The 13,931-nt window shown below is 38.2% G+C and carries 11 protein-coding genes and 3 pseudogenes; 7 read left to right on the plus strand and 7 right to left on the minus strand.

Annotation, left to right across the window (positions count from 1 at the left end; all coding sequences use genetic code 11):
- Window positions 1–6 precede the first annotated feature (6 nt).
- From CEF16_RS00240 to CEF16_RS00255, 4 genes are read right to left on the minus strand one after another with little or no spacing between them, the layout of a single operon-like run.
- Window positions 7–1,017, minus strand: coding sequence for an ABC transporter ATP-binding protein (locus CEF16_RS00240; protein ID WP_091586092.1), 1,011 nt, complete (start codon window positions 1,015–1,017; stop codon window positions 7–9).
- Window positions 989–2,023, minus strand: a complete 1,035-nt coding sequence (locus CEF16_RS00245) for an ABC transporter ATP-binding protein (protein ID WP_091586094.1) — start codon at window positions 2,021–2,023, stop codon at window positions 989–991. Before CEF16_RS00245 ends, CEF16_RS00240 begins: the two co-directional genes overlap by 29 nt.
- 36 nt (window positions 2,024–2,059) lie before the next feature.
- The gene (gene nikB, locus CEF16_RS00250; RefSeq protein ID WP_091586096.1) at window positions 2,060–2,980 is read right to left on the minus strand and encodes a nickel ABC transporter permease; all 921 of its coding nucleotides are present in this window, start codon (window positions 2,978–2,980) and stop codon (window positions 2,060–2,062) included.
- Window positions 2,981–2,998: 18 nt separating this feature from the next.
- Window positions 2,999–3,889, minus strand: a complete 891-nt coding sequence (locus CEF16_RS00255; protein WP_091586098.1) for an ABC transporter permease — start codon at window positions 3,887–3,889, stop codon at window positions 2,999–3,001.
- Window positions 3,890–4,165: 276 nt separating this feature from the next.
- On the opposite strand from CEF16_RS00255, the gene CEF16_RS00260 reads away from it, so the two are divergent.
- Window positions 4,166–5,800 (plus strand): glutathione ABC transporter substrate-binding protein, encoded by a 1,635-nt coding sequence (locus CEF16_RS00260; RefSeq protein ID WP_091586099.1) that lies wholly within the window; start codon window positions 4,166–4,168, stop codon window positions 5,798–5,800.
- A gap of 100 nt (window positions 5,801–5,900) precedes the next feature.
- On the opposite strand, the gene treR is transcribed toward CEF16_RS00260, so the two are convergent.
- Window positions 5,901–6,614: a trehalose operon repressor gene (treR, locus tag CEF16_RS00265; RefSeq protein WP_091586100.1), complete on the minus strand. Its 714-nt coding sequence runs from the start codon at window positions 6,612–6,614 to the stop codon at window positions 5,901–5,903.
- Window positions 6,615–6,638: 24 nt separating this feature from the next.
- Window positions 6,639–7,763 (minus strand): annotated as a pseudogene (locus CEF16_RS00270) (alpha-amylase family glycosyl hydrolase); the annotation flags it as partial.
- Window positions 7,764–8,289: 526 nt separating this feature from the next.
- On the opposite strand from CEF16_RS00270, the gene CEF16_RS00275 reads away from it, so the two are divergent.
- Together CEF16_RS00275 and CEF16_RS00280 are read left to right on the plus strand one after the other, a co-directional pair.
- Window positions 8,290–8,499 carry a hypothetical protein gene (locus tag CEF16_RS00275; protein WP_091586104.1) on the plus strand — a complete coding sequence of 70 codons (210 nt, stop codon included), beginning with the start codon at window positions 8,290–8,292 and terminating at the stop codon, window positions 8,497–8,499.
- Window positions 8,500–8,962: pseudogene (locus CEF16_RS00280) on the plus strand (BCCT family transporter); the annotation flags it as partial.
- On the opposite strand, the gene mreBH reads toward CEF16_RS00280, so the two are convergent.
- Window positions 8,959–9,966, minus strand: coding sequence for a rod-share determining protein MreBH (gene mreBH / locus CEF16_RS00285; protein ID WP_091586106.1), 1,008 nt, complete (start codon window positions 9,964–9,966; stop codon window positions 8,959–8,961). The pseudogene CEF16_RS00280 and the gene mreBH overlap by 4 nt on opposite strands.
- Before the next feature lie 619 nt (window positions 9,967–10,585).
- Here mreBH and CEF16_RS23485 point away from each other — a divergent pair.
- From CEF16_RS23485 to cysC, 4 genes and pseudogenes are all read left to right on the plus strand, one after another.
- On the plus strand, window positions 10,586–10,723 hold the full coding sequence (locus CEF16_RS23485; protein ID WP_170031435.1) for a hypothetical protein: 138 nt from the start codon (window positions 10,586–10,588) through the stop codon (window positions 10,721–10,723).
- Window positions 10,724–11,407: 684 nt separating this feature from the next.
- On the plus strand, window positions 11,408–12,115 hold the full coding sequence (locus CEF16_RS00290; RefSeq protein ID WP_091586108.1) for a phosphoadenylyl-sulfate reductase: 708 nt from the start codon (window positions 11,408–11,410) through the stop codon (window positions 12,113–12,115).
- Between the two features lie 27 nt (window positions 12,116–12,142).
- Window positions 12,143–13,285 (plus strand): sulfate adenylyltransferase, encoded by a 1,143-nt coding sequence (gene sat, locus CEF16_RS00295; RefSeq protein ID WP_091586110.1) that lies wholly within the window; start codon window positions 12,143–12,145, stop codon window positions 13,283–13,285.
- 35 nt (window positions 13,286–13,320) lie between these two features.
- Window positions 13,321–13,916, plus strand: a pseudogene (gene cysC, locus CEF16_RS00300) (adenylyl-sulfate kinase).
- Window positions 13,917–13,931 lie beyond the last annotated feature (15 nt).

Here is a 13,931-nt window from a genome sequence, read left to right on the forward strand (position 1 = left end):
ATTTATTTAGTAAAAAGGTTGTCTTTGACCGGATTCTATTTCTTCGATAAAATGACAGGCTGCCGTATGAGTGCCCTCCATAGAATTTGTTTGGCGAAGTTTAGGTGTTTCTGTTTTACAAATGTCGGATGCAAATGGACAGCGTGTATGAAACCGGCATCCAGAAGGAGGATCAATAGGTGAAGGCACATCTCCTTTTAAAACGATTCTCTCTTTTTGTTTGCGGGGATTAGGAACAGGGATAGCCGATAGCAATGATTTAGTATAAGGGTGTTTGGGATTATCAAAAATAGCCTCTTTTTCTCCAATTTCCACAACTTTACCTAAATACATTACAGCCACACGGTTGGATATATGCCGAACAACTCCCAGGTCATGAGAAATAAATAAATACGTAAGATTTAAATCTCTCTGCAATTGTTTCAATAAATTTAACACTTGTGCTTGGATAGAAACATCCAAAGCAGAGACCGATTCATCGCAAATAATAAATTTTGGATTTACCGCAAGAGCTCTAGCTATACCTATTCTCTGCCTTTGTCCGCCACTGAATTCATGCGGAAAACGATCAAGCTGATGAGATCCTAATCCCACTGTTTGAAGCAGCTCCATCATACGGTCTAACCGCTTTGGTTTTGGAACGACATTTTGTATTCCCATCGCTTCATCCAGGATTTGTCGAACAGTTTGCCTAGGGTTAATAGAAGCATAAGGGTCCTGAAAAATAATTTGCAAGTCTTTTCGTTTTTTTCGCAATTTCCGTTGGTTTATAGAAAGCAAGTCTTCTCCTTGGAAAATGACTTCACCAGAGGTAGGTTTATCAAGGCGCAGAATGGCACGCCCAGTAGTTGATTTCCCGCACCCTGATTCACCAACGATACTTAACGTTTCTCCTTCGTTTACATAAAAACTAATATTATCTACGGCTTTCACATGGTTTATCGTACGCCCCAATATTCCGCCTTTGATAGGAAAATATTGCTTTAAATTATTCACTTCGAGCAGTTTGGTAGTCATTGTTTACATTCACCCCCGGTTCGCCATCCCATTCATCGGAATAAATCCAGCATCTTACGTCATTTCCCGAATCCGTTTTTTCTAAAGAAGGCAAACGTTCTTTACATATATCACTTACAAAAGGACAACGAGGAGCAAACCGGCATCCTTCGGGCATGTCATCAGGCTTGGGCACATTTCCTTCTATAACACTTAACTCTTTTTGTTCAATGTCATGGCGTGGAATTGATTGAAGAAGGCCGACAGTATAAGGATGTTTTGGAGCTTCAAACAGAGAGTGTACGTCAGCATGTTCTACAACTTTTCCAGCATACATTACCGCAACTTCATCACAAATTTCCGCTACAACTCCAAGATCGTGAGTAATCATAATAATGGACATATGCAGATCTTCCTGAAGCTTTTTCATTAATTCTAAAATTTGGGCTTGAATTGTCACATCCAGAGCTGTCGTTGGTTCGTCTGCAATGAGCAGCTCTGGATTACAAGCTAATGCCATTGCAATCATTACTCTCTGCCGCATTCCTCCCGATAATTCATGAGGATACTGTTTCACTCTTTCTTTTGGAGAAGGAATTCCTACCAGTTCAAGCATCTCTACAGCTTTTATTAATGCTTGCTTTTTTTTCATCCCTTGATGAATTTTATATACTTCTGCAATTTGGTCGCCAATCGAATAAACAGGATTAAGAGATGTCATAGGCTCCTGAAAAATCATAGAGATTTGGTTACCCCGAATTTTTCTCATTTCAGCAGAAGTTTTACGAAGCAAATCTTCTCCGTTCCATTCTATCGTCCCGCCTACCACTTCTCCAGGTTTTTGAATAAGCCCCATAATAGACAGGGAAGCGATGCTTTTACCTGAGCCGGATTCACCTACAATACCAAGTGTTTTTCCTTGCGGGACAATTAAGGAAACACCATCAACTGCTTTTATTTCTTGTCCTTCTACAAAAAAGGATGTACGTAAGTTGGAAATATGAAGAATATCATCAGTTTGACTCATTTCTAACTCCCGCCTTTCTAAACGTTTCTAACGAATTTAATTCAAGTCAATTCGTTTGTTTAAGAAACGATATGAAATATCTACTAGCAGATTGACAATGACAAATACAAGTGAAATGACTAAAACGGAACCTTGAACGACCGGGAAATCTCTAGCACCGATAGATTCAACTATATAGCGCCCAAGCCCATTGATAGAAAAGACTGTTTCTGTAAGGACAGCTCCTCCAAGAAGAGTTCCAAACTCTAATCCGATCACGGTTACGACAGGGATCATCGCATTTTTTAATGCATGCTTATAAATGACATATTTCTCTTTAACACCTTTAGCGCGTGCCGTTCGAATGTAATCCTGGTTTATTACTTCAAGCATACTTGAGCGGGTCATACGCGCAATAATCGCAGCTCCTGCTGTTCCTAAAGCAATAACCGGCAAAATAATTCTGTCTGGGGTACCCCAGCCCGATACAGGGAGCCAGCCAAGGTTTAAAGAAAAATACTGCATGAGCATTAACCCCAGCCAAAAATTAGGCATAGACAAACCGAAAAGGGCGACAATCATAATACCTACATCTGAAAATGTATATTGACGTACAGCAGATATAATCCCTGCTATTAAACCTATGAAAATACTAAGAAGAGTACTGTAAAAAGCCAGTTCAAACGTAACCAAAAATCTGCTTGAAACTTCCGCAGTAACCTCTCGGCCGCTGCGAATGGAATCACCGAGATCACCTTGAAGGGCGTTCATTAAGTACGTTCCATATTGAACATATAAAGGATCATTTAAGCCCAGTCGTTCTCTCATTTGTTCAACTTGTTCTTCATTGGCTGCTTCACCTGCTATTACTTGAGCCGGGTCGCCGGGAATAAGGTGCATCATAAAAAATACTAGAATTGTTACCCCAAACAATACTGGTACCGTTTGCAGGATTCGTCTAATAATAAATTGAAACAATTAGATCACTCCTTTCTTTTATGATTTCATTTTCGGATCGAGCGCGTCGCGCAATCCATCCCCAAAAATATTAAACGCTAATACAACAACCACAATAGCTATTCCGGGAAAAAATGCAACATGGCCGGCATCCCACATATAGTTTCGGCCATCGCTGAGCATGGCTCCCCATTCAGGAGTTGGCGGTTGGGCTCCAAGACCAAGAAAGGAAAGACCGCTTGCTGTAAGTACAGCAGTAGCCATTCTTAAAGTTGCTTGCACTATAATTGGTGACATAACATTAGGCAGAACATGTCGAAAGATAATTCTAAAGTGACTTGCACCTAATGCGCGCACTGCATCAATATACTCGAGCTTTCTAACGGATAGTGTAGATCCCCTGACGATTCTTGCAAAAGCAGGCACAGAAAAAATACCGACAGAAATGATCACGTTATTCAAACTTCCTCCGAGAACGCTCACAATGCCCAATGCAAGTAAAATACCAGGAAACGCAAGCAGTACATCCATAATTCTCATAATGATAGCATCCATTTTTCCTCCAAAATAACCGGATACTATTCCAAATAAAACACCAATTACTGCTCCAATTAATACAGAGAAAAAACCAATATACAATGTAATAGACATTCCATGGATAATACGACTGAATATATCACGTCCATGGTGATCCGTTCCAAACCAGTGTTCTGCAGATGGTCCAGCTAATTTATTGACATGGTTTTGTTCCGAGGGATCAAAGGGTGTAAAAAAAGGACCAATAATAGACACTACGACAAAGAAAAGGATTAAAAACCCTCCGACCACAGCTGCTTTATTCTTTTTAAGTCGTTTCAGAACATTTTTAAAACTTTCTACACGTGGGTTAGGAGGTGTTGTGACTGGATAATTCACTGTTGTTTCCGGCATGTTTATTTTCACCCTTTCGAATTTTCTGAATTTTAGTTATGTTACAAATTTGAATTATATCATGTTAAAACGAGATTACAATAATTATATCAGAAAAACAGGTGATGTAGTGAATAGATATTCATTTTTTAGGTAAAAAGGCTTTTGATGCCGCTTTAAAGTAAAAAAGTATGAAATTATTATTACAAAAATTTCAAAAAATGGGTTGATTGAAATAATTCTATAAGTTATATTAATAATGATTTTATTCAAAATTATCATAGGGGGGTTGAAGGGATGAAAATATTACCGTCTAATATTTTCAGAAAATTTTTTATGATCAGTTTATTCACTGTTCTATTAGCAGCTTGTGCAAGCGAGCCAAATGAAGGCGGAGGAGAAGATGCTGGAGGAGATGGAAACGAAACGGCAGAGGAAGATGGAAGTGGGGAAGCATCTGATGGAGGCGATCTCGTCATCGCCACTTTGTCAGATATAACTGGAATGGATCCACATGATTCTAACGATGTCCCATCAAGTAATGTCCAGCATAATGTTTTCGAAACACTTGTTATACAGGATGAAAATATGGAGTTGCAGCCCAAACTTGCAGAAGATTGGGAACAAACAGGAGATACGACATGGGAATTTTATCTTAGGGATGATGTTACCTTCCATGATGGAGCAGAGTTTAACGCAGAAGCTGTAAAAGCAAACATTGACCGTATTCAAGATGAAGAGGTAGCTTCTCCGCGTGCTTTTTTATATGAAATGGTGGAAGAAGTAAATGTGATAGATGAATTTACAGTAGAATTTGTTACAGAATTTCCATTTGCACCACTTCCAGCACATTTAGCACATAGCGGCGGTGGAATAATTAGTCCCGACGCAATTGAAGAAGATTATGCTGCGATGGAGAATGGTGAACAGCCAGGGGATTATATTAATGATAACCCTCATGGTACAGGTATGTTTAAATTTCAAGAATGGGACAGTGGTAATGAAGCTGTGCTTGAAAAGAACAAAGATTATTGGGGCGATGTTCCAAATGTCGATACGGTAACCTTTAAAGTAACGCCTGAAGATTTAACAAGAGTTGGAGAATTAGAGAAGGGACAAGCAGATATCATTTACCCAGTGAGTCCAAGTGACATGTCAAGAATTGAAAATACGGACGGGGTGGATATGTATGTCCAAGACAGTTTAAGTCTTGAATATATTGGTTTTAATATCCAAAAAGAACCGTTTGATGACAAAAAAGTGCGCCAAGCGATATCAATGGCCGTAGATAAAGAGGCAATTGTTGAAGGGGTAATGGATGGGGCTGCTACGGAAGCGGTTGGTCCTATTGGAGAAAATGTATTTGGTTTTAGTGACGAAGTAGATGGACTGGAATACGACCCGAAACAAGCCAAAGATTTGTTAGCAGAAGCTGGATATGAAGATGGATTTTCTACTACCCTGTGGACAAATGATGATCGTGAACGACAAGATATAGCAGAAGTAGTTCAGCAGCAGCTTAAGGAAATTGGTATAGAAGTTGAAATAGAAGTGTTAGAATGGGGAGCATACCTAGACAGTACGGCAGAAGGCGAGCATGACATGTTCATTCTAGGCTGGAGCACAGTGACCGGTGACGCAGACTATGGTATGTATCCACTGTTTCACTCTGATAACCATGGGGATCCTGGAAACCGCTCCTTCTTAGAAAACGAAGAAATTGATGAAGTGCTTGAAGAAGCAAGAAGAGCAGAAGATGAAGAAGAAAGAAAAGACTTGTATAAAGAAGCAATGGAACTTCTGGTAGAGGAAGCACCGATGATTTATTCTCACCACGATGATTATCTTGTTGGGATAAGAGATGAAGTCAAAGGGTTTTGGAAACATCCAAATGGCATTTATCAATTACTAGATGTATCGATTGAAGAGTAAATAAAAGAGCCCTATCTGTTGATAATGAGATAGGGCTCCTTTTGGCTTTCACTTACCTCTGTCTGGCCTTTAAACCTTATTAATTCGACGATAGGTTACTTTAATGGTTACGGCGGGCAAAATCAACAAACTTAAATTTATCTGGCCGGTGACGCGATTCGGTGTATTGAAAAAGGGTAGTATCATCAAGGTATACATGGTTTTTGACCACCACAATACTTGAAAACTCGTTCAGGTCTAACAGCTCTTTATCCTCACTACTTGGCTTTTCAATCGTAATTTCTTTTTTAGCAAAGCTAATAATTAAACCTAAAACTGATTCTACATAGTGATAGATTGAATCAGCACAAATTTCTTTTGTTAAAGCAGGAACAATGTCTTTTAATAAGTAGTCTTTATCATAAATAATTTTTTCTCCATCAATTTTCCGTACCCTGCCAACTTTCCAAACCATTTCTTCAGCAGTTATAGAAAGCTGACTTTTAACCTCCTCGTCTGGAGTTATTTCTTGAAACGTTGTGACGTCAGTCGATACCCTTCCTTCCATTTTTTGAGCTAATTCTTTAAAGCTGACCAAACCGGAAACTGGAAAAGTGACTTTATTAATATCTAATACTACAGAGCCCTTTCCTTGAATTTTTTGAATGTACCCATGCTCAGATAACAATTTTAATGCTTTCCGAATGGTTTCTCGAGACGTAGAATACTCTTTTACTAACTGGTTTTCAGAAGGAAGGAGCTCTCCTGGCTGATAAAGACCATTCTTTACTTTTTCTGCAATGCTATCGTAAATATAAATATATTTTTTTTTCACGGCAATCACCAAATATACGTTTATTTAGGTTAACAAGTAAACCACCGATTCATATGGACGAAGAACTACGTTATCTATTTTGTTTATGGAATCATCATAATTGGACAATAAAACGCTGCTATCTTTTTGTAACAAATGGTTTTGGTTTTCTGGAAGATGAAATACCGTTTCTTTTTGATAAAAGTTGTTCAATACTAATAACGCTTGATCTTCTGTTTTACGGACATAAGAAAAGATCTTCGGGTGATCAGCAAGCAGTAACTGGTAATCTCCTTTCGTGATTATGTCATATTGTTTTCGAAACTGAATTAGTTGCAGGTAGTGATAATAAATAGAATTTTCATCCTCGAGAGCTTTTTCAGCATTTATTTCTTTATAGTTTGGTGCCGCTGAAATCCATGGTGTTCCAGAAGTAAAGCCTGCATGAGGCGTCTGATTCCATTGTACTGGAGTCCGGGAATTATCTCTGGATTTCGCTTTAATAATGTCCATAATTTCTTCCTCAGGGACGTTTTTGTCTTTTAATATTTTATAATAATTGAGTGTCTCTACATCCCTGTATTCTTCAATGGTATCAAACTTTGGATTTGTCATTCCAAATTCTTCTCCCTGGTATATATAAGGGGTGCCCTGCATCAGATGAATTGTCGTAGCAAGCATTTTAGCCGATTCATTATGATACATTTCATCATCACCGAAACGTGTCACGACACGCGGTTGATCATGGTTGCACCAAAATAAGGCATTCCAGCCGCCTCCTTTATGCATTTCAGTCTGCCAGGTTGATAAAATATTTTTTAGCTGGACAAAATCAAACTCAGCTAATGCCCATTTTTCTCCGTTAGGATAATCTACTTTAAGGTGATGAAAATTAAATGTCATATTAAGTTCATTACGATCGGGACGAGTATATTTTATACAGTCATCAATAGTAGTAGACGACATTTCTCCTACAGTCATGACGTCATATTTAGCAAAAACATTTTTATTCATTTCGTTCATAAATTCGTGAATTCGTGGACCATCGGTATAGAATTTACGTCCATCTCCCGGCGCTTTGCTTCCATCATCATTTGGAAAATCCTGGTCTTTGGATATTAAATTAATAACATCCAATCGAAAGCCATCTACGCCTTTTTCAAACAGAAACTTCCTAAAATGAAGCGACTATATTAGAAGGGATGTTGTTCTTTTCCCTTATATTAAAATTATAAATCCGCTTACATTTAATCTTGTATATACAAATTTTTAAGTCAATATGTAGTGTAACTTGTATATACAAATAGGTCAAGAAATAAATTTTAAGTAGGAAGTGTTCGGAGTGATCTTAAAAAAATAGTGACATACGAAATAGAGTGGCGGCATGTATTGGAGCAATAGAAAATATGTATAACGTTTTTACGTACTCGTCTGCTTGGTTAGAAGGACCAGCAGAATTCCTTTTACTCATAAAGAAGTCGTCCAAATTTTTAAATTCTTGGACGAGGAGGAGTATGGAGATGTGCTGGCACTTGGGAATACACTGACTGGACTGAAAGTAATTAAAATGTTTATCGGCTATAAAGCAGGGACAATTGCTGCAACTTAACTTTCGACTATTGTGTAAATGATTGTATTGCTTACTGCTTAATGTCATTAGAAGATCAGTCATGGGTTCTGGAGATGACAAAATGGGGTGATTCTAGTAGTCGGTGTCATGATGGCCGTATTAACTTGGCCGTTTTTTTTGAAAGGAAAAGAGACTTCTTGTTGGCGAGCCGTTGTTATTCTAAGTATAGTTAGTACCGTTTCCATCATTGTATTTTCTATTCATCCGAAAACAGTCATTACTTTCTGTAAAAAAGGAACGAATAATATTTTTACAGGTAAACAAAGTGTACTGTAGTTGGAGGGGATAGGCATTTATCTTGAAATAGAAAATCCGGGTTCGGTTTCTGATGCTTTAATGGGTGCTGGCATGCATGCAGCCATGATTTCTATTACAGAACAATTACCATTTTTATTTATTGTCACTCCGCTATTTTTATTATTAACCGTGCTTTTTGTGATAACAACGACCGATTCGATGGCTTTCACCATTTCTATGGGAGTAACGAGGGAAGGAAACCCGAAACGCGGTAATATTTTGGGCAGTGTTAATGGGAATGATTGCTGTTATTCTCCTATACATTGGAGAAGGAAGTGTAGAAGCTTTACAGAACTTTATCGTAGTAACAGCAGTACCAGTTTCCATTTTGCTTTTGCCAATGATTTGGCCTGCACCGAAAGCAGCTAAAAAAAGGCTACCAAAGAATAAAAATATAAAAAACTGTTCGGAAAGATACAAACCGAACAGTTTTTTGCTTTAGACCGAAGCTTTTTGTAATTTGTCGATCATTTTTAGAGATCGTCCTGTTCCAATAGCAACGGCTTCTAATGGCTGAGGGGCTAAATGAACAGGGACTATAATTTTATCACTAAGCCATTCTTCCATACCGCTCAGCAAGGATCCGCCACCAGAAAGAATGATCCCCTGGTCAACAATATCTCCGCTAAGTTCAGGAGGACAATTTTCCAACGTTCCGCGAATAGCTTCGAGTATGTGCTCAAGTGATTCTGCGATAGCTCCATGGATTTCACTAGAATGTAAAACAACAGATTTAGGAAGACCAGTCACAAGGTCACGGCCGCGAATTTCAAGTGACTGTTCTTGATGGTCTGGTAAAGCGTTGCCGATATTTATTTTAATATCTTCTGCAGTTCTTTCCCCAATAAGCAGATTATATGTTTTTCGCACATAATGGACGATATCTTCATCTAAGTTGTCACCGCCCCGGCGTATGGAATGAGAAGATACAACGCCTCCGTAGGAGATAATACCCACTTCAGTTGTTCCTCCTCCAATATCTACAATGACATTAGCTGTTGGTTCTTCTACCGGTAAATCTGAACCTAGTGCTGCAGCAACGGGTTCCTCTATTAAATGTACTTCTTTTGCACCGCAGCTCATTACCGCGTCCCTGATAGCTCTTCTTTCGACTGATGTCGAACCACAAGGGGTGCAAACGATTACTTTTGGTTTTCGGACGGAAAAACCAACATTTTTACTTGTTTTTTTCATGATTTGTTTTAACAACGTGGAAGTTACATCATAATCAGCAATCACGCCTTGTTTCAGCGGTCTCATCGCTACTATTTGACCAGGTGTTTTTCCAACCATTTCTTTAGCTTCCGTTCCAACTGCAAGTACATCCCCTGTATCTGTATTTATAGCTACTACGGATGGCTCATTTAGAACGATTCCTTTTTCTTTAGTATAAACGAGGATATTTGCAGTACCCAGGTCAATTCCTATTTCAGTATTTGATATCATTACAATTCACCCTTCTTCAGGTTAATAGTTCCCACTCGTCATTTTATCGGGAAGTGAAAGGTACAGTAAGGGTCTAATAGATTAGAAAAACTAAGTAGATGAATAGAACAGGAAGTTAAACACAGAAAAAAAGACTCATTTTATAAAAATATAAAATGTTGTTATGTCTAAAGTAGTTAAAAAGAAAGGAAGGAAGGGAGAATGAACATGGGTAAAAGGGCCCTCTTTTAAAATTGCAATCAGTTTTTTTAAAGAAAATGTAAGTTTTTGAGGAAATATGTAATAAAATAGAAATATAAAGAGAGGGAAATAAATTCTTGTCAAGACTCATGTACTAAAGCCAATCCTGCCTTAAGCAAGATTAAATGTATAAACAAAAACCCTGTAAGATAAACAGCCATTTATATGGATTAAGACATACATATCTTATCGGTCTCATTTGTAACAATTGGAAACATAGAAGAGCTTAAACGAGAAAAATTATATTACGGACGTCTGAAAAAGAATGTATCTTTATTATAAAACCTTAACGTCTATTATATAAAAGAATGGGATTTGGTATAAAGATGATAGATTATTATAATAAGAAATAACTAACAAAAGAGAAAGTTGGGGGAAAATGAAGCGTTTGCTTCTTATTCCGTGTTCTATATTAATTGGATTTTTTCTGCACGTAAACATGGATAAATCACTCGCTGAAGAGCCGTCTCTGACATCAGTTGGAGAATCTGCTGCAGTGATTGAACTTATCGACTAGCAAAACGATGCCAAAAAACGGCATCTTTTTTTTATACTTGAATCAATTTCATAAGTGCTATTTTGATTATCAAAAACGAACATTATATGATTGTAGTGGAAGACGGCGACTCCTTTGGGATAAGCTTGAGCTGAAGACCCCGCAGGCCGCTTGCTGCCGAGGAGACTGAAGCCAAGCCCGCGGCAAAGAAGACCCTACGATATTTATAATGATATGGAAATGAATGATGAAATTCATCCACTTAAGAAAAGTTTAACTTTGTTAAAGGAACAAAGTACAAGTAAAACTACCATTTCCGCCATAACGGCGGCAAGCCGAGTTTTTAAATCATCTGGAAAGTGATAATCTTCCCTATTTATAATAACTTTTCAATATTATTGGTCCACATCTAACTGCCGCATTAAGCCACTTGCGTTCAAAAATTAAGCAAAAACTGCTTTATCTTAGCCGCACTCCCTTTCTATACTGTTTTAAACCGTTGGAAAATATAAGGTGGCGCTAAACTTTTATAAATACATTATGGCTCGGCTCTAAGCCGGTTTTTTCTATTTTAGCATTGACTTTTTATGCCATACTAACTAAAATACTGTTTAACAAGTAAACATATAATCCTTATAAACATAGTATGAATTAAAAGTGAAATACAAAGGTGTTCAGTCCAGCAAACGAAAGGGAGGTAAGCGAATGCTGACCTATCAAACTTCAACTGAAAATCGATTGAAAGAAATTAATGATCAGGTACTGGCTAGAAAAGAAGCATTAGATGTTATCCGCTGGGGGTACGAACAATATGGAAACGACTTAGTGTACGCTTGCAGCTTTGGAGCGGAAGGAATCGTCTTAATTGATCTGATTAGTAAGATTAAACCAGATGCTGAGATTATATTTTTGGATACAGATTTTCATTTTAAAGAAACGTATGAGCTTATTGACAAAGTAAAAGAAAAATATCCATTATTAAACATTCACATGCTGAAGCCAAAATGGACGCCGGCCGAACAAGCGGAAAAGGAAGGGGATCGTTTATGGGAGACTAATCCCGACCGCTGTTGTCAAATTCGTAAACTAGAACCTCTTGAAAATGCACTGAACCAATATAGTGCCTGGTTATCAGGCTTAAGAAGAGAGCAATCACCAACTCGCCAAAACACGCAATTTGTAAATAAAGATAATCGTTTTTCCTCTATTAAAATATGCCCTCTTATTCATTGGACCTGGGAAGATGTATGGATGTATATTGAAACATTTAATCTCCCATACAATCCGCTCCATGATCAAAATTATCCAAGTATCGGCTGCGTTCAGTGCACATCTGCCGTACTTGAAGGGGACGATTTAAGGAGCGGCCGCTGGTCAGGACAAGGAAAAACAGAATGCGGTCTGCATAAATAAAAGTAATAGAAAAAAGGGAGTGAAATTATGACTCTAAGCCATCCTCACGGCGGAACGCTAGTAAACAGAAAAGATTTTTCGAAGAATACTGCAAGTATAGATGCAGTAATTCAACTGGATAACATTGCAATAGCTGACTTGGAGCTTATTGCAAATGGAGCGTTCAGCCCGCTGACGGGTTTCTTAAACCAGAAAGACTATGAATCTGTAGTGGATAATATGCGTTTATCGGATGGTACGGTTTGGAGTATCCCTATTACTTTACCAGTTCCAGAGGACACATCGCTTTCCTTAAACACAGGAGATGAGGCTCTTCTTGTATATGAAGGAACGACCTACGGAACGATTCAAATTGAGGAGTTTTATACTCCAGATAAAGAAAAGGAAGCAGCTAATGTCTACAAAACGACAGAAGATGCACATCCAGGTGTTAAGAAACTGTATGAACGGCCGAACATTTATGCAGCTGGAACAGTGACTTTAGTAAAAGAAATACCTCATCAGCAGTTCCAGCAATATTATCTTGAACCTGCTGAAACAAGAGAAACTTTTGCTCAAAAAGGCTGGGAAACCATTGTTGGGTTTCAAACGAGAAATCCAGTACACCGTGCTCATGAATACATTCAAAAAACGGCTCTTGAAACAGTAGATGGGTTATTTTTAAATCCTCTTGTAGGGGCAACAAAAGCGGATGACATCCCAGCAGATGTTCGAATGGAAAGTTATGAGGTTTTACTTAAAGATTATTATCCTGAAAACCGTACCTTCTTAGCTGTTTTTCCAGCGGCAATGAGATATGCAGGGCCGCGTGAAGCCATTTTCCATGCAATGGTTCGTAAAAACTATGGATGCACCCATTTCATAGTTGGAAGGGACCACGCCGGGGTAGGCGATTACTACGGAACCTATGATGCCCAGCACATTTTCAGGGAATTTACAGCAGAAGAACTAGGAATTAAACCGTTATTTTTCGAACACAGCTTTTATTGCAGCAAATGTAAAAACATGGCTTCTGCAAAAACCTGTCCGCACGGTAAAGAAGATCATGTAATCTTATCAGGCACGAAAGTGAGAGAAATGCTTAAAAACGGAGAGCATCCACCGGCAGAATTCAGCAGACCGGAAGTAATTGAAGTATTAATCAAAGGATTGAAAGAGAATGTCTCCTAATTTCATAAATGCCAAAAGAAGAAAGGAAGTACAAAATGGGAACAAAAAATATCGTTTGGCATGATGCTTCAGTTACACGAACGGAAAGAAATAAGAAAAATGAACATGAAAGCTTTGTACTTTGGTTCACTGGTTTATCTGGATCAGGCAAATCCACCTTAGCTAATGCCGTTTCTAGAAAGCTATTTGAGGATAATAAGCAAACGTACGTATTAGACGGTGACAATGTACGGCATGGATTGAACAGCGATCTTGGTTTTCCACCGGAAGATAGAAAAGAAAACATCCGCCGTATGGTGAAATATCCAAGTTATTTGTAGACAGCGGCCAAATAGTCAGCACGGCATTTATCTCTCCTTATCGTGAAGACAGACAACAGTTTCGAGATCTGTTATCTGAAGGAGAATTTATAGAAGTTTTTGTGCAATGCAGCTTAGACACTTGTGAAAAAAGAGATCCAAAAGGCCTTTATAAAAAAGCACGAAACGGGGAGATTCCTTCTTTTACAGGTATTGGTTCTCCGTACGAGGAACCGGAAAAACCAGAAATTATCGTAAACACAGAAGAATATACCATTGAGGAAACGGCCGATTTCTTGATAAATTATCTTAAAGGAAAACAGCTTGTATAAATTAATTCAACGATG

It is taken from the genome of Alteribacillus bidgolensis (assembly GCF_002886255.1).
Lineage (GTDB): Bacteria > Bacillota > Bacilli > Bacillales > Marinococcaceae > Alteribacillus > Alteribacillus bidgolensis.

Coding starts and splice junctions, on each gene's coding strand:
- CEF16_RS00240 (WP_091586092.1), bottom strand. CDS start 1,017: ATGACTACCAAACTGCTCGAAGTGAATAATTTAAAGCAATATTTTCCT.
- CEF16_RS00245 (WP_091586094.1), bottom strand. CDS start 2,023: ATGAGTCAAACTGATGATATTCTTCATATTTCCAACTTACGTACATCC.
- CEF16_RS00255 (WP_091586098.1), bottom strand. CDS start 3,889: ATGCCGGAAACAACAGTGAATTATCCAGTCACAACACCTCCTAACCCA.
- CEF16_RS00260 (WP_091586099.1), top strand. CDS start 4,166: ATGAAAATATTACCGTCTAATATTTTCAGAAAATTTTTTATGATCAGT.
- mreBH (WP_091586106.1), bottom strand. CDS start 9,966: ATGATATCAAATACTGAAATAGGAATTGACCTGGGTACTGCAAATATC.
- CEF16_RS23485 (WP_170031435.1), top strand. CDS start 10,586: ATGAAGCGTTTGCTTCTTATTCCGTGTTCTATATTAATTGGATTTTTT.
- CEF16_RS00290 (WP_091586108.1), top strand. CDS start 11,408: ATGCTGACCTATCAAACTTCAACTGAAAATCGATTGAAAGAAATTAAT.
- sat (WP_091586110.1), top strand. CDS start 12,143: ATGACTCTAAGCCATCCTCACGGCGGAACGCTAGTAAACAGAAAAGAT.